This is a genomic window from Methanosarcina sp. Kolksee, from assembly GCF_000969945.1.
GTDB classification, from domain to species: Archaea; Halobacteriota; Methanosarcinia; order Methanosarcinales; family Methanosarcinaceae; genus Methanosarcina; species Methanosarcina vacuolata.
On the sequence record NZ_CP009524.1, the window covers coordinates 3,116,144 to 3,137,001 of the forward strand.

Annotated in this window: 15 protein-coding genes, 1 tRNA gene and 1 pseudogene; 1 reads left to right on the top strand and 16 read right to left on the bottom strand. The window is 44.7% G+C overall.

The window, feature by feature from the left end; all coding sequences use genetic code 11:
* Nucleotides 1–177: 177 nt before the first annotated feature.
* Nucleotides 178–1,611: pseudogene (gene tnpC / locus MSKOL_RS12880) on the top strand (IS66 family transposase).
* 61 nt (nt 1,612–1,672) lie between these two features.
* On the opposite strand, the gene MSKOL_RS12885 reads toward tnpC, so the two are convergent.
* The 16 genes from MSKOL_RS12885 to MSKOL_RS12960 form a co-directional block, all read right to left on the bottom strand.
* On the bottom strand, nt 1,673–2,296 hold the full coding sequence (locus MSKOL_RS12885; RefSeq protein ID WP_052725473.1) for a C39 family peptidase: 624 nt from the start codon (nt 2,294–2,296) through the stop codon (nt 1,673–1,675).
* A 371-nt stretch (nt 2,297–2,667) separates the two neighbouring features.
* Nucleotides 2,668–2,976 carry a 30S ribosomal protein S10 gene (rpsJ, locus tag MSKOL_RS12890; RefSeq protein ID WP_011021276.1) on the bottom strand — a complete coding sequence of 103 codons (309 nt, stop codon included), beginning with the start codon at nt 2,974–2,976 and terminating at the stop codon, nt 2,668–2,670.
* A 36-nt stretch (nt 2,977–3,012) separates the two neighbouring features.
* The gene (tuf, locus tag MSKOL_RS12895; protein WP_048121492.1) at nt 3,013–4,281 is read right to left on the bottom strand and encodes a translation elongation factor EF-1 subunit alpha; all 1,269 of its coding nucleotides are present in this window, start codon (nt 4,279–4,281) and stop codon (nt 3,013–3,015) included.
* A gap of 354 nt (nt 4,282–4,635) precedes the next feature.
* Complete coding sequence (locus MSKOL_RS12900) at nt 4,636–6,828, bottom strand: elongation factor EF-2 (protein ID WP_048121494.1); 2,193 nt, start codon at nt 6,826–6,828, stop codon at nt 4,636–4,638.
* A 69-nt stretch (nt 6,829–6,897) separates the two neighbouring features.
* Nucleotides 6,898–7,464 (bottom strand): 30S ribosomal protein S7, encoded by a 567-nt coding sequence (locus tag MSKOL_RS12905; protein WP_048121496.1) that lies wholly within the window; start codon nt 7,462–7,464, stop codon nt 6,898–6,900.
* Entirely contained in the window at nt 7,461–7,889 is a 429-nt protein-coding gene (locus MSKOL_RS12910; protein ID WP_048121499.1) for a 30S ribosomal protein S12, read from the bottom strand. Before MSKOL_RS12910 ends, MSKOL_RS12905 begins: the two co-directional genes overlap by 4 nt.
* A 106-nt stretch (nt 7,890–7,995) precedes the next feature.
* Entirely contained in the window at nt 7,996–8,421 is a 426-nt protein-coding gene (locus MSKOL_RS12915; RefSeq protein ID WP_011308589.1) for a NusA-like transcription termination signal-binding factor, read from the bottom strand.
* A gap of 20 nt (nt 8,422–8,441) precedes the next feature.
* Nucleotides 8,442–8,738 (bottom strand): 50S ribosomal protein L30e, encoded by a 297-nt coding sequence (locus MSKOL_RS12920; protein ID WP_082091135.1) that lies wholly within the window; start codon nt 8,736–8,738, stop codon nt 8,442–8,444.
* Nucleotides 8,739–8,995: 257 nt separating this feature from the next.
* Nucleotides 8,996–10,273: a DNA-directed RNA polymerase subunit A'' gene (rpoA2, locus tag MSKOL_RS12925; protein ID WP_048156843.1), complete on the bottom strand. Its 1,278-nt coding sequence runs from the start codon at nt 10,271–10,273 to the stop codon at nt 8,996–8,998.
* On the bottom strand, nt 10,273–12,915 hold the full coding sequence (locus MSKOL_RS12930; protein ID WP_048156846.1) for a DNA-directed RNA polymerase subunit A': 2,643 nt from the start codon (nt 12,913–12,915) through the stop codon (nt 10,273–10,275). The genes rpoA2 and MSKOL_RS12930 overlap by 1 nt, the downstream gene beginning before the upstream one ends.
* 12 nt (nt 12,916–12,927) lie before the next feature.
* On the bottom strand, nt 12,928–14,742 hold the full coding sequence (gene rpoB, locus MSKOL_RS12935) for a DNA-directed RNA polymerase subunit B (RefSeq protein WP_048156849.1): 1,815 nt from the start codon (nt 14,740–14,742) through the stop codon (nt 12,928–12,930).
* 14 nt (nt 14,743–14,756) lie between these two features.
* Nucleotides 14,757–16,352 carry a DNA-directed RNA polymerase subunit B'' gene (locus MSKOL_RS12940; protein ID WP_048121509.1) on the bottom strand — a complete coding sequence of 532 codons (1,596 nt, stop codon included), beginning with the start codon at nt 16,350–16,352 and terminating at the stop codon, nt 14,757–14,759.
* A 211-nt stretch (nt 16,353–16,563) separates the two neighbouring features.
* Complete coding sequence (locus MSKOL_RS12945) at nt 16,564–16,800, bottom strand: DNA-directed RNA polymerase subunit H (RefSeq protein WP_048121512.1); 237 nt, start codon at nt 16,798–16,800, stop codon at nt 16,564–16,566.
* An 88-nt stretch (nt 16,801–16,888) separates the two neighbouring features.
* A tRNA-Lys gene (locus tag MSKOL_RS12950) sits at nt 16,889–16,965 on the bottom strand.
* A gap of 623 nt (nt 16,966–17,588) precedes the next feature.
* Nucleotides 17,589–18,359, bottom strand: coding sequence for a UPF0280 family protein (locus tag MSKOL_RS12955; RefSeq protein WP_048156853.1), 771 nt, complete (start codon nt 18,357–18,359; stop codon nt 17,589–17,591).
* A 157-nt stretch (nt 18,360–18,516) separates the two neighbouring features.
* Entirely contained in the window at nt 18,517–20,499 is a 1,983-nt protein-coding gene (locus MSKOL_RS12960; RefSeq protein WP_048156855.1) for a DUF460 domain-containing protein, read from the bottom strand.
* Nucleotides 20,500–20,858: the final 359 nt, after the last annotated feature.

Genomic DNA, 20,858 nt, shown 5'->3' on the forward strand with positions numbered 1-20,858 from the left:
ATATAGTCATTTACACAAGTTTTTAACAAATATATTAAAATAAAGAAAGCTTTGATAAACTCGCTTTCTGGTTATTTATATAAAATGTATAGTAACTATTCAGGTAGCCTTGTTAAGGCTACACAATTTTTCCTCGTTCCGAGGAAAAATTGGATATAAAATGAACCATTTTCTTCCTTGATGAAACGTGAAGAGATTCTTGCTTTGTGTGCTTCAAACCCTGAAGTTATTGCTTATATTATAAGTCTTGAATCTCAAATTAAAGACCTCACTGAAAGATTGCAAGTTTTAGAATTTCTCTTAAATCAAAACAGCCGAAACAGCAGTAAACCTCCTTCTAGTGACTATATTTCCAAAGGAAAACCTAATCCAAAGAGTCTCCGTAAACAGAGTGGCAAGAAACCTGGAGGTCAAGAAGGTCATCCCGGGACAACTCTCGAAATGGTTGATAATCCTGATTAGGTAATAGAGCATTCTTTGAACTGTTGCGAAGAATGTGGACATAATCTTAATAATGTTGAAGTTAAAGCTTATGAGAAAAGACAGGTTTTTGATATTCCCCCTGTAAATCTTATTGTTACAGAACATCAAAGTCAGATTAAGATCTGTCCTTGCTGTGGAAGGTTAAATAAAGCTGAATTTCCAGAATCAGTAAATTCCCCAGTTCAATATGGTCCTAATATCGTAGCTTCAGCAATTTACTTTAAAAATCACCATTTCATTCCTTATAAAAGGATTTCTGAATTGTTTCATGATGTAATGGGGATAAAAATCAGTTCTGCTACCATTATTGAAGCAGAAAGAGAATGTTTCCAGAACCTTGAAGAATTTGAAAACGTAATTCGAGAAAAGTTACTCTCTTCTCCTGTTATCCATTGTGATGAAACTGGAATGAAAGTTCACGGAAAAAGACATTGGCTTCATGTAGCTTCTACTGACAAATACACTTGTTATTTTGCTCATCCGAAAAGAGGATCAGAAGCTATTGATGCTATGGGAATTCTTCCAGAGTTTAAAGGGGTAGCAGTTCATGATGGATGGAAACCTTACAACGGTTATAATTGTGATCATGCTCTTTGCAATGCCCATCTCCAAAGAGAACTTATTGGAATTGAGGAGAGTTATAAACAGCAATGGGCTAAAGATATGAATGAGCTGTTATCTGAAATGAAAAAGTATACTGATGAGTGCAAAGAGCAGGGCAAAGATCTGGATTTTGAACAAGTTAAGGCATTAGAAAAAAGGTTCGATACTGTAGTCGCGAAAGGAATTGAAGAAAATCCACCTTCTCTAAATCCTGAAAGACAAGGAAAACGTGGTGTGCATCCAAAAACCAAAGCAAGGAATCTGCTTGATAGGTTTATAGAACATAAAGAAAAGATTCTGAGATTCCTGAAAGACTTGAAAGTTCCGTTTGAGAATAATCAAGCAGAAAGAGATGTCAGGATGATGAAACTACAGCAGAAAATATCAGGAACTTTCAGAACTACACGGGGAGCGGAAGCTTTCTGCAGAATTAGAGCATATATTTCCACAATAAGAAAGAATGGTTTACCTGTTTTAGAGGGTATTCTTGCGGCGCTCAAAGGAGCGCCGCTAGCTATACCCTGAATAGTTACAATGTATATTCAATCTTTGAAATCAGAAATTTATCGAATTATCTTAGAAGATTTCAGCGCACATATATACGCTTTTTTTCTTTACTGGAGCCCAATTCAATTTTTGGTGTACCATTCGAGCCTTCAGGCATTGGATCGTTAATATAAATATAGAAATATCCGTTTTGAATTAAGTATCCGTTACAAACTCGAAAATGATTTGGATTGGTAAGCATACTGAAAAAAGGTCTCCTCTTGTCAATTTCTGTAACAATTTCCGAATTAGTCATACTATTATCTATAGTTCCCGTTTTTCCCCATTTGTTTTTAGCCCATTTTACTATGTCAGCAGATGAGAGTCCAGACTCGGGTTCAGGATCTTTCCAGGGGAAATAGTAATATATAGACTTTTGCGTTGGAGTTGGATATCCATAGTATAAAGAAATCATTTGAATACATGCTGGACCACACCAATACTCATTTTGTTGCCCACGAAGAGGAACACCAAGTTTTTTACTTGTTGAAGCCATTACCTCCATATCGCCACTTATTTTTTTAATATCTTCTTCAGTGACTGCCGTATTAACATCAACTCCTTTATCGACTGCTGCTTGTTCTATAAATTTTGTGAGCTGATCACTTTTCTTCCATTCCTTTAAATTTTCTTCAACTCCATTCTCCAATTTCATCTCATGCATTGACCAAACCCCAAGGACGGGAACTTACCGTTATTGTGAGTTTACGGAATTGATCCTTCTTTTTTCCTAAAAAAGAGAGTAAAAAAGTGAAAAAGAGAAAATAAGGTAAAATAAGGTAAAATAGGGTAAAATAGGATAAAAAGGATGCTATTAAGGATAATATCTGCAAGCCTATATCTAAACAAAATCAGATTTACAAGAAGATAAAATTTACATAAACGCTGGCGGAAAGGACGTCTGAATTGACGGCCGCCGGCAGATTCCTCATAAATATATACTGAGGAAAATAATATATTCTAAAGTAAAGAAGTGAAAAGGAATTTGCAAGACCGGGTACAGAATTGTTTCTGTAGCCTGTCTCTATTTCTCGATTATCCTTCGAGTACGATTTCGATATTGATATCTTTCGGAACCTGGATTCTCATGAGCTGGCGAAGTGCCCTTTCATCGGCTGCAATATCGATGAGACGCTTGTGTACACGCATCTCCCAGTGGTCCCAGGTTGCAGTTCCGTCTCCGCTTGGGCTTTTTCTTGTGGGAACTACAAGTTTCTTTGTGGGTAGCGGAACAGGTCCTGAAATATTAACTCCTGTTCTTTCCGCAATGGATTTTACCTGATTGCAGACTCCGTCCAGATCTTTGGGGCTGATGCCTGACAATCTTATTCTAGCTTTCTGCATACCTTTTTTCTCCTTAAAAAATGAAAAAGGAGAGTGTTATTTCTGCTTAACACTCATGCACATGCCTGCGGCAATTGTCATACCCATATCACGGATAGCGAACCTGCCGAGCTGTGGAATTTCTTTTACTGGCTCAATTACCATCGGCTTTGTTGGTTTGATGGTAACGATTGCTGCATCTCCGGCCTTAAGGAAGGTCGGGTTTTCTTCCTTTACCTGCCCGGTCTTCGGGTCCAGCTTCTTGTTAAGCTCGATCAGCTGGCATGCGATCTGGGAAGTGTGGGCGTGGAAAACAGGGGTATATCCGGCAGTGATTGCGGATGGGTGCTGCAGAACGACAATCTGTCCTACAAACGTATCAGCTACTTTTGGTGGGTTGTCAACATGGCCACAAACATCTCCTCTGCGGACATCGGCCTTGCCGATACCACGAACGTTCCAGCCGATGTTGTCTCCTGGAAGGGCCTGTGGAATTTCTTCATGGTGCATCTCAATGGATTTTACTTCACCAGTTGCTCCGCCTGGCATGAAAACGACCTTGTCGCCCTTCTTCATGGTACCGGTTTCGACTCTGCCTACAGGCACAGTTCCAATACCGGAGATTGTGTATGCATCTTCCACAGGGATCCTGAGAGGGAGAGTGGATGGTTTTTCAGGCTGTTTGAGGTTGTCGAGGGCTTCCATCATGGTTAAGCCCTTGTACCAGGGAGTCTTATCACTGTGTTTTACGACATTATCCCCGTTGAATGCAGAGATAGGAATGAAGGGAATTTCAGCTGGCTTGAACCCGATCATCTTAAGGATACCGGATACCTGTTCCACGACTTCCTTGTATCTTTTCTCGCTGTAGTCTGAAGCATCCATCTTGTTGATTGCAACAATAAGCTGGTTGATACCGAGAGTTCTGGAAAGGAAGATGTGTTCCTTAGTCTGGGCCATTACACCATCAGGGGCTGCAACGACAAGGACAGCGGCGTCAGCCTGGGAAGCGCCTGTGATCATGTTCTTTACGAAGTCACGGTGGCCTGGACAGTCTACCACTGTGAAGTAGAACTTATCTGTGTCGAATCTCTTGTGAGCGATGTCGATTGTTATACCTCTTTCACGCTCTTCCTTAAGAGAGTCCATAACCCATGCGAAGGCGAAGGATTCCTTACCCTTCTGCTTTGCTTCTTCCTTATACTTCTCGATAATGTGTGCAGGTACAGCTCCTGCGTCATACATTAAGCGTCCGACGAATGTTGATTTTCCATGGTCAATGTGACCAATCACTGCTAAGTTCATGTGCGGTTTGTCTGCTGCCATATTATAATTCTCCTGTAATTCTGGATGAGTTTCATTCGTATATCAAATATTTACTATATTAAGATTAGGGCGGATCTCAATACTGATTCATCTTTTCTATATTCTTTTGTCCGATCAATATTGTTAGTTTTCTCTTTCCGGATACTCTCTTGAACCGCCACTTGGTAAATTTCCAGTAGTCTGGACTGCTTTCCCCAATATAGGCATACCTTATTTTAAAGTTTTCCGATTGGCCGTATTCCCAAACCAATAGGGATACTCTTCCCTTCCAGATCAGTCCGGGTACTCTTGTCTATCCTTTTCGAGGACAGATATATCCATAAAATATTAAGGAAAAGCGGAAAGAGATTCCGCTTACATTGAAAGGAAGTCAGAAGCTTTGGGCAATTCTTTCTTCAGGCCCTTCCTTTCTCTGATCTGACCTACAATTTCATTCTGAATACTGGTAGGCACAGTGTCAAAGCCTCCGAATTCGGTGCTCCACATGGCACGTCCTTCAGTTGCAGACCTGATCTCACCTGCAAATCCGAACATCTCAGCTACAGGCACTCTGGCCTCAATAATTGCCAGGTCTCCTTCCGTACTCATGTTAAGAATAATTCCACGGCGGCCCTGCAGTTCCTTTGTTGCACCACCCATTAAAAGCTGGGGCACCTGAACAAAAACCTTCTGATAAGGTTCGAGCAGAGTGTCGTCTGCCGTAAGCATGCCTGCCTGAATAGCCTGCCTTGAAGCTGGAATGACCTGAGCCGGACCTCTGTGAATTGCGTCTTCGTGAAGCTTTGCATCTACAAGCACGCATTTCACGTTTGCTACAGGTTCCCTTGTAAGCGGGCCTGCACGCATGACTTCCTCAAACCCATCAAGTATGAGTTCCATTGTCTCGTTCAGGTACTGGATACCTTTGGTCATATCAATAAAGATATTGGAATTGAAGATCCCGACAATGCCTTTTGCTTCTTCTTTTTCCATTCCGAGATCGATGAGCTTCTGCCTGCGTTCAAGTTCAGGCAGATTCATATGGATATCACCGGACTTGATAGCATTGACAATCTCAAGGTCAAGGGGTTCCACATAGATATAGAACCTGTTGTGCCTGTTTGGAGACTTTCCTTCCATAGGTTCGATCTTTTTCTTAATGGTTTCCCTATAAACGACAATTGGCTTGCTTGTGGTGATTTCCACATTCTTGTCTCTTTCGATCCTGTGGGCAATAACCTCAAGGTGAAGTTCTCCCATACCTGCCATCAGGTGTTCCCCGGTTTCCTCATCAAGAGTGATCTGAAGGGTTGGGTCTTCCTTTGCAACCTGTCTGAGCACTTCAATCAATTTAGGCAGGTCTTTGGTATGCTTTGCTTCCACAGCCACAGTCACTACAGGTTCACTCACGTGCCTGATGCTTTCGAAAGGTGCCATTCCATCAAGGGTTGTTACTGTGGACCCTACGATTGCTTCTTTTAAGCCGGTAACTGCAGCAATGTTTCCTGCAGGAATCTTGTCCACCTCAAGCCTTTCCGGACCCATGAAGATACTGACCTGCTGGACTCTGCTTTTCTTTGCAGTCCCTGAGGTAAAGACCTCCATACCACGGCTAAAAGAACCGCTAAACAGCCTTCCTGTTGCAACTTCACCTGCGTGGGGGTCAACTGAAATGTCAGTTACCATGAACGCAAGGTCTCCGTCTGCATTTGCATGGGTCATTGAAGTTCCGATTTCGGAGTCCTCGTCTCCATGCCAGATTACCTTTACCCTGTCCTTCTGTGCTTCAAGAGGGTTTGGCAGGAAGTGAATAACCATATCAAGAACAGCTTCGTGTAGAGGACACTTTTCTGCCAGGGATTTCATGTCTCCGGCTTTACAGAACTCATACACGTCATTAAAAGAGACCCCGGTTTTCTTCATCATGGGCACACTGATTGCCCAGTTATAAAGGGCTGACCCAAAAGCAACAGTACCGGCTGCAGCATCAACTCTCCAGCCTGCCTTGTACTTTTCAGGGTTCATGTTCTTGATGAGCTTGTTCACGTGGTCAATAACTTTTCCAAGGCGGACCTGCATTTCCTGGGAATCGACCTGGAGCTCATTGATCAGCCTGTCAACCTTGTTAACGAAAAGTACAGGCCTGACATGTTCCCTGAGTGCCTGCCTTAGAACGGTCTCGGTCTGGGGCATTGTACCTTCAACTGCGTCCACGACAACAACAGCCCCATCCACAGCTCTCATGGCACGAGTGACATCCCCACCAAAGTCGACGTGTCCGGGAGTATCGATCAGGTTAATCAGGTAGTCTTCGTTATCAAAAGTGTGAACCATGGAAACGTTGGAGGCATCGATTGTAATACCTCTTTGTTGTTCCTCTTCGTCGGAGTCCATGAATAACTGTCTGCCTGCAAGTTCCTTGGAAATCATGCCGGCACCGGCTAACAGGTTGTCCGATAATGTAGTTTTTCCGTGGTCAATGTGCGCAACGATCCCGATATTTCTTATCTTTACCGGTTCATTCATGAGCGACGTTACGCGCTCGACCATTTTCTTCCTTCGTCCCATGCTAATACCTTGTAAACAAATGTAATCTAGATCTATAATTTCTTATATCGAGGCAACCCGCATAAGCGATTAACGTGCTGCCTTTGCTACTCTTTCCTTTGCATCCTTCCTGTTGATAGCGAAGGACTTCGTGTCGCGATTTGCAGCGCCTATTAATTCAGTTGCCAGGCATTCCGCAATCGAGCGCTTGGATTTGAAGGCTGCATTGTTGGTTCCCATACTGATGTAGCGCAGAGCTGTGTCCACACGCCTCTGGGGTGCAGTGTCTACTGCTTTTGGCACGGAGATTCCGCCGTACTTAAGCCTCACTACTTCTTCCCTGGGACCTGCGTTGGCAATAGCATCCACAAGCACCTGGATAGGGTTCTGCTTGGTTTTCTTGTTCACGATGTCGAAAGCTTCTTCAACGGCGCTGAGAGTCTTCTGCTTCTTTCCTGTGTTTACCTCGGTTCTCATCAGGTTATTTGCCAGACGTTCTACAATCGAAATTTCTGATTTGTTAAACTGCTGCCTGGCATGCTTTCCACTGCTGTGAGGAACAATAACAGGAGTAAGACTGACATAGCGCTTAATTCCTAGGTCTCGGACTTCAACTTCAGTCGGGTCCCATTTGCCGAATATCTTCAAGAAAATCATCTCCTGGGTTTTTCCAATCTGCCGATGACCATCTGGTTCAGGGACACGTTATTTACGGCAATAACTTTGAAGCGTACGCCTGGAATATCACCCATAGCACCACCCATGCGGCCTCCAATCCTTTCCACAGTCACTTCATCGTGTTCATCAATGAAATTCACTGCGCCGTCTCCAGGACAGAAAGCAGTTACCTGACGCCCGTTTTTAATGAGCTGGATTCTTACGCACTTGCGGATAGCTGAGTTTGGCTGCTTTGCTTCAACTCCTACCTTTTCTAACACAATACCCCGACCCTGCGGCGCACCACCAAGCGGATCGGCTTTCACATTCAGCCCAAGAACTCGCCTGCCGTAGTATGTATCTTTCCAGCGGGCATTTTTCCTGGTTTGTTTGAGAATATTAGCTGCATATTTTCCTTTAGCCATTGTTAATTTCTCCAAATTCGAAATTGATCTCAGTTTTCTAGAGGCATACTGGATGCCAGATTGTCCTTCAACGCCGGATTAATGGATCAATGTAAATTAAGTTAGATTACTGCAGGATCACATCTTCTATATTATGATGGCGACGGGCAAGCATCTTTACTTTTTCTATATTTTTCCCATTGCGGCCTATGGCAAGCCCCTTCTCTTTATTGGGTACCTCTACATAAGCTAATCGCTTGCCATTTTTGTTTATAATGTTTACCGAACTCACGGAAACAGGTCCGAAGGCGTTCTTCAGGAAGGTGACAGGTTCATCTGAATATTCCACAAGTTCTATTGGTTTGTCCAGAGCCTTTTTAACACGGTTTATATTCTCCCCATTTCTGCCTATAGCAAGTCCCATATCACCCTGTTTTACGACATATACGAGCCTTTCCTCTTCAGGAATGCAGTCGAGGATTTTAGCTCGTGTCATATTTTCAAATAACGCAATGTACTGGATGCTTTCTGCAGTAAGTCTTATTTCACCCAAGACGTTGCCAACTCCTTCTGTTAAACTGTAGCAGCCAGGATATCGGATTCTCCTACTTCGAGGATTGCCATGGCTGCAATCGTAAAGGGCTTACCGCATACGGGCCCGAGTTCTACACTTGTGCCTTCGTATTCCAGGACAGGGACATTTGTTGCCTGAACTTTCTTTTTAATTTCTTCGGGGCAGTTTGATGCCAGGACCACCATTTTTGCAGAACCATCTACAGCTGCATCCACGGTCCGGTTGGCTCCAACTATTACTTTTCCTGTTTTCACAGCCTTGATAAGAGATTTGTCAACATTGATCTTCATTTTCATCAACTCTGTCTCAAATGAGCTCGTCTACTCTATCTCTTTCCTAATAAAGATTTTCCAAGCTCGGTGAATATATGGTACTCTAAATACCTGATGCCTTATATTTATTTTCTGGTTATGATCCTCACAGACTCGAGTTTCTGCATCAGGATTTTCCGAGTTTTGTAAAGGTAATGAATACCTGATCTGAAGTGGTCTTCTATCAGGCTACGAATTTAAATAATTATAGGTTGAGTTTCAGGTTTTTTGCCCTGAGACCTTCACTCTTCTGCTGCTTCTGCTGCTTCTGCTGCTTCTGCTGCTTCTGCTGCTTCTGCTGCTTCTGCTGCTTCTGCCGCTTCTGCTGCTTCTGCCGCTTCTACTGCTTCTTCGATTTCATCTCTTCTTCTGGTTATAAGATGCACGTCTCCGGTACCCATACGGATAGGCTGGCCTACGATAATATTTTCCGTGACCCCCTGGAGTTGATCCACATCACCGCGCATCCCTGCATCCAGCAGGTGATTTACCGTAACTTCAAAAGCTGCACGGGCAAAGACACTTGCCTTTTCACCTGAAATTCCATGCCTTCCTATCTGTTTTACTTCCCCGTCACAGGTCATAAGATCAGACACGAGCATAATATGTCGGATGTCCACAGTAAGACCCTGTTCACGTAGGGTATCTGTCGCTTCCTTAATAATCGCATTCCTAGCAGCTTCGATCCCAAGCACTTCATAAATTTCATTAATATTATTTGTACTTGTTCTTGTCTTGTCCACACCTTCGAACTGAAGCACTTCACGCAGGGCCGAACCTTCAGTATAGAGTGTATATTCTTCCCCTTCCTTACGGACTACCACACGTTTGATCCCTTCTATCCCTTTCAGGGTGACATTGTGGATACTTTTTGCAAGCTGGAGAAGCTCCCTGTAAGAAGGCTCTCCCGGGGCAATAATAATCTGGTTGTCTATATCCGGGGAAATGGTAACCATTACATTCAATTCTTCATTGAACCTTTCTTTTACCTGGTCTATAGTAATATTCCTGCCTTCCATCGCCTTCTCATGCAGGTCAATTATCAATTTCATCTGGGAAAGGTCAGTGGTCACATCAGCAATATGGTCGATTTTCGTTGCTTCAATTTCCCAGGCAAGAGCTCTTGTTTTTTCCCTGTCGTAAGCATAATCTTCAGGATTATCTTTAGAAAGGGCAATTGTCATCATAGGAGTACTCGGAATTTTTCGAGCATCCACAATTTCTATAAGACGGGGCAGACCGAGAGTAACGTTAATCTCGGCCACACCAGCATAGTGGAAGGTACGCATTGTCATCTGGGTACCCGGTTCCCCTATAGACTGAGCTGCAACCACCCCGGCAGCATCACATGGCTCAATGCATGAGGTCTGATACTCTTCCATTACCTGTTCTATAATCTCTTCCATTTCCTTCTTACTTACTCCCGCTTTGATGACATCTTCCCTGAGAGTATTAAGGATATTCGAAGGGAGAGGCAGATCCTTTATCATACTATCGATTGTACTTTCACTAATACTCATCAGGCCACCTCCCGGCTTGCTACAGAACGGACAATCCTGTGAATTGTATCGGGTTTGCTGAAATCGCTTTTTGTAGGGTTAATCCCATCTTCCCCATATTTAAACTGCACAAGCACACCTCTGGTATCCCTGACTGTAAGGTCATACTGGACCTCAAGATCCTGGAGCGCATTGACAAGTCTCCTCTGCAGGTACCCTGATTGCGATGTCCTGACTGCAGTGTCCACAAGACCTTCCCTACCACCGATTGCATGGAAGAAATATTCAGTCGGGTTAAGCCCGCTTTTGTAGCTTGCCTTTACGAACCCGTGGGCGTCTGAACCAAGATCCCCCTTCTGGAAATGGGGCAGTGTCCTACCTTCATATCCTCTGCGGATACGTTCACCACGCACGGCCTGCTGGCCAACACAGGCTGCCATCTGAGTAAGGTTCAGGATGGAACCTCTGGCCCCTGAACGGGCCATGATAACTGCCGAGTTTTCAAGCCCCATATGGCTGTCTGCTATGTTACCGGTCTCGTCTCTGGCCTTTCCGAGCTTTTGCATGATGCTCATTTCGATTGTCTCATCAAGGGTTCTTCCAGGAAGAGGTTCAAGCTCCTTATTCTGATAAGACTTGATGAGGTTCTGCACAGCATCTTCAGCTTTGCCGAGGACTTCATTGATCTGGATCCTGGCTTCTTTCGGAATATCTTCATCAGCTATTCCGAAACTCAGGCCTGTCCTCATGATAGCCCTAACTGCAAGCATGGTCATATTATCTATAAAGCGAGCTCCGGCTTCAGGGCCTATTTCCTTGATAATACGGTCCTGAACTTTTCCTTTGAAGGCTCCGATGGCTGCCTCGTCTATCGTTCCTTTAATGAGCTCTCCGTCCCGGATTACCACATAGGCATCGTTCGGGCACTCCTCTTTCTTGCAGGTATCGCAGTGTGAGCAGACCTGGGCTGCAAACTGTGTATTAAGGTTTTTAGGCAGGATCTGGCTGAAGATTTGCTTTCCTGTCCAGTAGGGCTTTCCGTCTGAATCGTGCCCTGCAGGAGAAGGCAACTCTTTGATACCGCTTTTTCGGAGCATATCGTAAGCGTCATCGGCGGAGATGTGATTCTCAAAACGTGTCAGCAGGAAAAGCCCTGAAATATGGTCATGGATCCCGCCTATAATAGGACCGCCGAAACGCGGGGAAAGAATGTTTTCCTGAACCTGCATCAGGATCTTTGCCTCAGCCCTGGACTCTTCGGTCTGAAGGGCGTGCATGTTCATCTCGTCCCCATCAAAGTCAGCGTTATATGGAGGGCATACAGCAGGATTCAGCCTGAAGGTCTTATTCGGAAGCACCTTCACAGAATGAGCCATAATACTCATCTTGTGCAGAGACGGCTGCCTGTTAAAGAGTACAATATCTCCATCCTTTAACTGACGTTCAACTGTCCATCCGAACTCCAGCTTTTCGGCAAGGTCGTCTTTGTTTACATTAGTAACTTTTATACGTCTGCCATCGGGACGCAGTACATAGTTTGCTCCTGGGTGTATATCCTCCCCATTGCGCACGTAAATCTTGAGCTGTTCTATATTCCTTGGTGTTACCACCGAGGGCATTGTCAGGATCCTTGCAATGGGCATAGGAACCCCTACCTCATTAATGCTCAGGTTTGGGTCCGGAGAAATTACTGTACGGGCCGAGAAGTTAACACGTTTACCTGACAGACTTCCTCTAAAACGCCCTTCCTTACCCTTTAAACGCTGAGAGAGGGTCTTTAATGGCCTGCCTGACCTGTGCCTTGCAGGAGGTATCCCTGAGACAGAATTGTCAAAGAAGGTTGTAACGTGATACTGAAGGAGTTCCCAGAGGTCCTCAATAATAAGCTGAGGAGCGCCAGCTTCCCTGTTTTCCTGGAAGCGCTGGTTAATTCTGATAATATCTACGAGTTTGTGGGTCAGGTCGTCTTCACTACGCTGCCCGGATTCAAGGGTAATCGAAGGACGGACCGTAACAGGAGGTACAGGCAGAACCGTAAGGATCATCCATTCAGGCCTTGCATTCTTCGGGTCCATTCCTATAACCCGAATATCGTCGTCAGGGATATTCTCAAAACGGTCCCTTATCTCGGTAGGGGTCAGCTTCTCCCCGTTTTCGAGATACTCGCTGGGTTTTTCAAATTTAATTTCCAGCTGTTCCTCGTTACAGTAGGGGCAGGTCTTTACTTTGCTGGCCTCTTTATAAGCCTCGTTAATCAGGTCATCAGGCATATGCCCGATTTCCTCAATGCCTATAAGCTGGTCCAGAAAATGCTGTTTCTGCGCAGAGTCAAGCAGAATCCTGCTACATTTTCTGCAGGTTGCCCTGAGAAGTTTTCGGATTACTTTATTGAAACCAACGTGAACCACCGGGGCGACAAGTTCAATGTGCCCGAAGTGTCCAGGACATTCGCCTGCTCGCCCTGAACAGGTCTTGCAGCGAAGCCCGGGGTCAATAACTCCGAGTCTCGTGTCCATAAGCCCCATGTCAATTGGAAATCCGTCATCGTCGTAAGTGTCGGCTGTGATGATCGGAGTTGAACTCATTTTACGGATCTCTTTTGGAGACAGTAAGCCGAATTTAATAGAAGCAATTCTTTTCGGAATTGGAGGTACATTTGCCATATCCGCCTCACCTCATACCGCATCTTCAAGTTTAAGCCTGGGCGCAACTCCCAGGGATTTTATTTCGTCCAGCAGCAGCTTGAATGCATAGCTCATTTCCACAGGGTATATATCCGTGTCAGCCCCGCAAGTTGAGCAGAAAGCGACATTTCGCTGCTTATCATACGTTGCAATCATTCCACAGTGAGAGCAGACAAGTTCCACAACCTTGTCCGACTCGTCAAGCAGCCTTTCTTTTAATGACATGGCAGCTCCGTGCCCTACCAGCACATCACGCTCCATTTCTCCGAATCTGAGACCACCTTCTCTGGCTCGGCCTTCGGTTGGCTGGCGAGTAAGCACCTGTACAGGTCCACGGGACCGTGCGTGCATCTTCGAAGTAACCATGTGGTGCAGTTTCTGGTAGAGAATAACCCCAACAAAGACATCTGCAGGGATCATCTTGCCGGTTGCTCCATCGTAGAAAATTTCTTTTCCGGTATGAGCAAACCCATGCTTTTTCAGGGCTTCTCTGAGGTCTTCTTCGTTCTCCCCTGAGAAAGCTGTTGCATTAACCCGTCTGCCTTCCATAGAACCTACTTTTCCCCCAATCATTTCCAGGACGTGACCTACAGTCATACGGGAAGGAATTGCATGTGGGTTGATCATCAGGTCCGGAGTCAGGCCGGATTCCGTAAACGGCATATCTGCAATCGGGACTTTCAGGCCGATAACTCCTTTTTGCCCGTGCCTTGAAGCGAATTTGTCCCCAATGTCAGGAATCCTTTCATCTCTTACTTTTACTTTGGCAAGCCTGGTTCCGTTAATGGATTCAGTCAGGATAACCGTGTCAACAATTCCGGTTTCATTTGACCGCATTGTGATCGAGCTTTCTCTCCTCTGCTCGACTGAAATCCCGAAGTCTGATGGTTCTTCAAGGAACCTTGGTGGACTGGTCTTTCCGATAAGCACGTCGTTGGGGCCTACCGGAGTTTCAGGATTTACAAGCCCATCTGTATCCAGGTTCGCATAGGCTTCTGCACTGCGCGCTCCACGGTATTCGGAGTCAGGGATCTCGAACTTATCTTCCTGTCCACCCGGATACCTGCGTTCTTCTCCTTCAAAAGTCCTGAGGAAGTGACTTCTTCCGAGGCCTCTATCAATTGAGCCTTTATTGAAAATCAGGGCGTCTTCAATGTTATACCCTTCATAGGACAGGATTGCGACCACAAAGTTCTGGCCCGCAGGTCTGTCATCAAAACCGATTGCTTCAGAGGTTCTGGTTCTGGTCATTGCTCTCTGAGGGTAATGAAGGACATGAGCCCGTGTATCAGGTCTGAGCTTCTGGTTTGCGGTTGCAACCCCGATACACTGTTTGATCATGGCTGCACCCATGGTGTTACGCGGAGATGCATTATGTTCAGGATAAGGCACCATTCCCGTAGAGATTCCAAGAATAAGTTCAGGATCAATCTCCATGTGAGTGTGCTTTGGAGTAAGGTCAGCCTCATAGAGTCCTATGTAGGCATTTTCCTCTTCTTCGGCATCGAGATACTCTATGCAGCCTTCTTTTACCAGGTCATCAAAGTTGATTTCTTTGTTCTTAATTTTCTCTACGTGCTCTGGAGTTACCTTGAGAGCTCCGTTCTCCACAACTAGAAGGGGCCTTCTTGCTCTGCCCATGTCGGAGTTTATAATTACTTCTCTTGTACTGCTGTTAAGAGCGACATTGACCTGCCTAGATATGAACCCCTGCCGCCTCATCTTTCTAAGCTCGTCCACAAGTTCCGCAGGGTTATCGTGGGTCCCGACAAGCTCCCCGTTTATGAATACTTTTGCTTTAGTCATCTGGCATCGACCCCTCAATCACCGAACATTGATCCGGCATCGTCCATATCTGAATAATCGTAAAACTCATCATCTTTGAATTTGCTTTCGCTTTCCGAAGGCTCTTCATATTCTTCAACAACCTCTTCTCCGAACTCATCAAGTATGGTTTCTTTTATTTTGGCCGGGATTTCAGGTACCTTTACAACCACGCGCTCGACATTCAGGTCATGAAGGATTTTCTTTATCCCATCGATATTTTCTATACCTGTTGAAAGTTCAACCATCTCGGCAAAGTTTTTCACCAGGCCACAGTTCGGGCCTTCAGGAGTTTCCGAAGGGCAGAGCCTTCCCCACTGGGTTGCGTGCAGATCTCGGGCCTCAAAGTGAGGCTGGGCTCGTGAAAGGGGCGAAATTACCCGGCGCAGATGGGAAAGCGTGGAGATATAGTCGTTTCGATCAAGGAGCTGAGACACACCTGTTCGTCCTCCAACCCAGTTTCCGGTTGCCAGAGGGTGCTGCAGGCGGTCAGTCAACACATCGGCTCTGACTATTGTTGCGACGTTCAACTCCCTGTTTCTCATATTTGCGCGCTCGAGCTGGTATTTTATATCTCTTGCAAGCCTGTTGAAGGATACCCTGAAGAGGTCTTCCATAAGGTCTCCTGCGAGTTTTAGCCTTTTATTTGCATAGTGGTCTTTATCATCTTCCGAACGCTTGCCAAGGGCCAGCTCAAAACAGGACTCAGCCATTCTTGCAAGGAAGTGAGCCTTGGAGATCCTGTCTCTCATGTCGTTTCCAAGATGAGGGAACAGATACCTGTCAATAACGTAGTTTGCTCTTTTTATCTGGTATTCCTTGGCCTGACCTGCAGCGACCCTGGCCCCGATTTTCTCGATTGCTTCTTCCTGGGTCTCGACTTCGGCTTCTTCAAGGTTTTCCAGCATGAACTTGATAATTTCAGGATCGCTTGAAACTGCATTTACAATATCTTCGTCAGTTACAATCCCAAGAGCTCTCATCAGGGTAATGAAGAAAACTCTGCCTGAAATAGAAGGGAAAGAAACCTCAAGCAGGGACTTTCGTCCTCTTTCTACGATTACGAGAGCCCTGTATCCGCGTTTTTGTGAGAAGACCTTCGCAACCTCTATCATATCGCCGTATCTCTCGCCATACTCTACAAGAATTTTGTTAGGGGCGAGGTCTTCAAGGGTCATAACCACCCTTTCGGTACCGCCGATAATGAAATATCCCCCAGGGTCAAGCGGATCTTCTCCATACCGTACTTTTTCGGTTTCGCTAAGCCCTGGAAGGTTACATATCTTGGATTTGACCATGATAGGAAGCTGCCCTATTTTTGCTTCCATTACTTCAGACTCAACTCCTTCTTTTACCACGCTCATTTCGAGGTAGAGAGGACCTGAGTATGAAAGGTTCCTGAGCCTTGCCTCGTTGGGATAGAGTTTTTCGATTGCCCCGTCGGCTTCCTTTACCACAGGATGTTCTACCCGGATTTTTCCAAGTTTGAGGTAGGTATCCTCGATATCGGTTTCTATTGTTCTCTGTTCATCTATGATTTTTTGCAGCCCGTAATCTATAAACTTGTTAAATGAGTCTATATGGTGCTGCACTATCTTGTCCCGTGTAAAATAAGCCTGCGACAGTATACTTGTTTCTAACGCGATGATAGCACCCTCTTTGCTTTATTAAAATGAAAATCAAGAGATTCTGATCCTTGGATCGATGTGCAACTGTTGAGTTTTGCCATACGATGGTGCATGGAATTCAAAAAGGCATTCCGTAAAGAAAATTTGATCATACAAGCGGTTTACTCCCCTCCGCTTATTCGATCACAAGTCTGTAGTAATCTGCCTCCCCTGCAGTTTGACTTTTTCTTGTGATTTTCACTACGTCTCCAACAACAGCTCCTATTTCCTTACAAACAGGGTCGTGCACTTTGATTTTCGGAAGTTGCTCCTTTTCAATGGAATACTTGCTTAAAACAGACTTTAACTCGCCTTCAGGCATGATTTCATGTTTAGGGACCGACTCATGGTCGAGCAGGCTGAATTTTGTCAAATCCTTTCCTCCAAAAATAAAGTATTCAAAAAATTTGTCAGATCATTTCTCCCGTGGATGGCCTTTCCGCCGGGTATAATTAAGAACATGGCGGGCCCGTAGGGATTTGAACCCTAGGCCGACTGGTTAAAAGCCAGTCGCTCTGCCTGACTGAGCTACGGGCCCAGTTGCTTTTTTCTTCACTTTACTTTTTTGCACCTGGATATTATTTCATGCTACCCTGCTGCCCCGCTGCCTCAGGGAGCACCTATCACACCAGTGCAACCCTCTAATTCCAGCTATTCTATAAATAGTTTATGGTGAAAGTGCTTATTCTTTTATAATTTTTGTACATATAAGTTAAAATTGTTTCTTTCGTGACGAATTTCAACCAAATTTTTTCCAATTTTGCCGGAAAAATATATGTACGAGAATTTTCAACTTTTTAAAAGTAAGGCCAAGAATTCAATTTATTTCTCTTATTTACGGGTAACTTGAGACTTTTGCCCCGATTCTTAATAATGTCTCGGTTTTCCCGATAGTCACCCTCTCCAAAAATAAAGTACTATTAATCAAAGATTAATCAAAGTCAAATCCAAATTTCTAAATTTAAACATTTTTAAAAAATGGAACTCGGATGTAACTGGGATTTCTGAACCTCAATGTTCCTATCTTTTTGTAGTTATGAGTAAGAGCAATAAGACAAAGTAGAAAATCAGATTTGAGGATGGGTTCTGGGTAAACTACCGCCAAACTAAAGATTTAGTGGCTGAGCACCATATAATCATGTTAAGGGGAGCATCGGAGAATCACGCTTTAGTTATATACTCATACCTGACATCTGCCCTCGTAATCCCTGGCACCTGTCCCCACATGCCAATATATTCTCCCTGGATTACAAGTGCTCCTTTTATTCCTGAAATTCCCTTTACGGCTTTGAAAGAAGACTCTACAGATTCCTTTCCTATACCTACCTCATTTCCAAGAGCCGTTGCAGCCGCATCTGCCAGGGAAACGTCATCTGAAAACACTGCAGCCGCATCTGCCATCCCGAAGCTGATTGAAGGGCCAACTGTTCCTGCTGAGGTGCATACGCCTGTAATCGAGTCTCTGGTTTCGAACACCAGCCCCAGGTTTTTAATAGGGGACTGTCCTGCATAGATCCCAACCACAACAGGCCTGTCATTGATGAGTGCAATATCTCCGCCGTTATCGACAATAGCATACTTTGCTCCTGTTTCAACCATTGCTTCCACAGCAAGAGCCGAAATCGTACCTGCAACCGCACTCATTGGCCCTATACCTATAGTGTTTCCTGCTTTTACCATCCTTCTTACAACCTCAGGGGCATTTTCAGGGCATTCGTAGGGTTCGAGAGTAAGCTGAAAATAAGGATCGGAAAGAATGTAAGTCTCAAGGGCTGCCCTGTGGATGCGTATCGCTTCTTTTGCGGCTTCAATATGGGCCTGTTTGTCGGCTGCAATGGTAACTATGGTTTCCTTGAGCTGGAAATGCTCTTTAATTGAGGTATTAACAGTTTTTTTATCAGAGTCTTTAGCAGGTTTTATGGGGTCTTGCATGTTGATCCAGATAGGTTTTATTGCTTAAAAAAGAGGTGCTTCCCGAATCGCTGCCCGATATGTCGCTCAAATCGTCACCGGAGTTCAGTCTCTCTAGCGGGGAAAGTCCTTACAAATGAGGAATATGGAGAGGCCATGGAATTTAAAAAGTGCCTTCTTATACCAGGCCCCTGCGCCTTTCACTCCTATATTCATCAAAAAGACTCTGCAGTTCGTCCTGTTTAGCTTTGTGACGTTTTGCATCGGCTTCTTTTTCCCAGGCTGCGATTGCATCTTTAAGGGTTTCTGGTTCGGCCATTGCAAAGTCTTCAGCCCTCTCAAGCGGGATATTCTTTAAGACCGGCACATCGCCTTTGAAGAAAGTTTCCTCGGCTGCGTGCGAGATATCCTCAGGGATGAGTACAGCGCGGATTCCGGCTTCTACAAGGATCTGAGCAGTTGCAGTTCCGCCTCCGCTTGGGTTTTCAAGGAAAACTACATCACCTGTCTTAAGCCCGTATTTTTCCTTTGTTTCGGCAATGGACTCCTTCGTAAAGGCAGCAATAACTTTGACAGCCGTACCTTCACCACGGACCTCCATCTTCTGGATTTTACGCAGCTTGTTGCTTCTGCGCCGCAGCTCCTTTACGGTTTTGTTTCTATGGCTAACCTCTTTCTTCAGGCTTTCAATAGTTTCGTCCCTGATCTTGATTTCTTTTGATTTCCGAATTTCGCTATAAGCTTCCTTTTTGAAGCTGTTCAGTCTTGACTCGAGCTTTGAGATTTTCCGGTCTTTTGAAATCAGTTCTTTCTTTAGTTCCTCAAGATATTCCTGAAGGTTCTGAATCTGCTCGCTCTGCCGCTGGACAGTCTCTCTCATTTTCAGGAGAGATTCGTCAACTGCCCTGTCCTCCGGCTTTTCGGCATGTTCTCTGGGCTTTGGTTTTTCAGGCTCACCTGATGCCCGGGCTTTTTCAATTGCCGCCTCTATCGAAGCTCCACTGATCACATAAAACTTTATCAGCTCAAGATCTGCATTTTGTGGAGCTTTCTTTTCAATCCTGGAAAATATGTTCTTATAACTCCTGTAGGTGAGAAGAGCAGCAGTCAGTGCATCCCTTTCGTGGTCATTCGAGTAACCAAAAGTCCTTCCAAGCGCTATTTTTTCCTCGGCAGAAACCTCAATTCCAGGACTTGCAGGTACTGCGTTGAAGCTTCTTCGGATTTTCTCAACTGAACTCGGCATTGGAGTTACATCGCTGGCAACAACTGCAGGTTTTCCGTGTTCGGCAATAAGTTTGACAACTTCATCAGGAGCAATCCCCCTGGAGCTTTTCAAGTAAAGAAGCTCTCCGTCAAGAGAGAGAATCGCTATTCCCACGGTTGTTCCAGGATCGATTCCCACGATTGTAAACTTACGTCTCGGATTCTTCGGTTTAAGGGGAACATATCGGATTTTATCGCGTTCAACACTTCTTACGCTTACCTGAGAATCGTTACTTGCCATTGGATGTATCGGTATCTCTCCACGTTTTGCATAAACTGTGAATTCAGACCTGACATAGCCTCCGAAACCTTTTACGTTTACGGTTTCGAATCTGATACCTTTTTCCCGAGAAAGGTCTTTCAGGGCATTCTCAATCTCCCTGCTCCTTTGCAGCACAGCTCCATGTACCTTCCTGCGGTATCGGTTCTGGCTCCAGCCCCCCCTTCCAAGGGAACGGGCTCTACTAACTTTAATTTTTGTAATATCTTCAAAAAGGGAAACTTCATGCCCAACCCCCAGATCTGCAAGACGGGCACATGCTTCGGCTTCGTCATTTGGGTTTTCGGGATCAAAAGAAAAACCATATTTCCGTGCAAGCCTTACAAGTGGTTCAGGGTGAAGCCCACCTGTGACCTGGACAAGTTTAACGCCTTCAGGCAGCTTTTCCATAAGAGATAGGAGCTCGCTTCGGTCGGCTGCAAGCTCAAAAATATTGTCAACAGCTATTATCTCCGGCTTTTCCCTCTGGATCATATTAAAAATTTTCTGGCGACGGAGCATACTTTGGTGGAAAACTTCCCCGTCCTTAAGGATAGCAAGTGCATACCTGGGAAGTTCTCTTGCCCTGGGAGAGCCCCGGGCAATATCAATTCCATAGATAATCCTTTTTTGCATGAGCGTCTATATTTTATTTTTTATTCAATATATATTTAACTGCACCTGTTTTGGTATTTAAAAGTATTTATTTATGTGGTTTTTGGAGTAATTTACAGGCATTTAAGAAAAGGCGGGATAATCTGGATAGGCCTTTACTGGTACCCTGATAGAACAGGTTCGAAGAACCCAGGATTTAGTCTTTTTTGCACTGCGTAACCTATTTAAGACTTTAGTTTACTGATCGCAGTATGCTTTGCTGTTTGAATTTCGTTTAAGGACACTTCAGACCTATTAATGTATTTTTATTTGGTTTTACATGCAGTAAAACAGTTTCTGATAATCCAGTTTTTTGAACAAATCTTTTTGCAAGGTGTTTA

Bases quoted from the DNA above. Each gene is read 5' to 3' on its own strand.
- tuf (WP_048121492.1), bottom strand. From the start codon at position 4,281: ATGGCAGCAGACAAACCGCACATGAACTTAGCAGTGATTGGTCACATT.
- MSKOL_RS12905 (WP_048121496.1), bottom strand. From the start codon at position 7,464: ATGATTTTCTTGAAGATATTCGGCAAATGGGACCCGACTGAAGTTGAA.
- MSKOL_RS12900 (WP_048121494.1), bottom strand. From the start codon at position 6,828: ATGGGACGAAGGAAGAAAATGGTCGAGCGCGTAACGTCGCTCATGAAT.
- rpsJ (WP_011021276.1), bottom strand. From the start codon at position 2,976: ATGCAGAAAGCTAGAATAAGATTGTCAGGCATCAGCCCCAAAGATCTG.
- MSKOL_RS12955 (WP_048156853.1), bottom strand. From the start codon at position 18,359: ATGCAAGACCCCATAAAACCTGCTAAAGACTCTGATAAAAAAACTGTT.
- MSKOL_RS12910 (WP_048121499.1), bottom strand. From the start codon at position 7,889: ATGGCTAAAGGAAAATATGCAGCTAATATTCTCAAACAAACCAGGAAA.
- rpoB (WP_048156849.1), bottom strand. From the start codon at position 14,742: ATGACTAAAGCAAAAGTATTCATAAACGGGGAGCTTGTCGGGACCCAC.
- MSKOL_RS12920 (WP_082091135.1), bottom strand. From the start codon at position 8,738: ATGAAAATGAAGATCAATGTTGACAAATCTCTTATCAAGGCTGTGAAA.
- MSKOL_RS12930 (WP_048156846.1), bottom strand. From the start codon at position 12,915: ATGGCAAATGTACCTCCAATTCCGAAAAGAATTGCTTCTATTAAATTC.
- MSKOL_RS12960 (WP_048156855.1), bottom strand. From the start codon at position 20,499: ATGCAAAAAAGGATTATCTATGGAATTGATATTGCCCGGGGCTCTCCC.
- MSKOL_RS12885 (WP_052725473.1), bottom strand. From the start codon at position 2,296: ATGCATGAGATGAAATTGGAGAATGGAGTTGAAGAAAATTTAAAGGAA.
- rpoA2 (WP_048156843.1), bottom strand. From the start codon at position 10,273: ATGAGTATTAGTGAAAGTACAATCGATAGTATGATAAAGGATCTGCCT.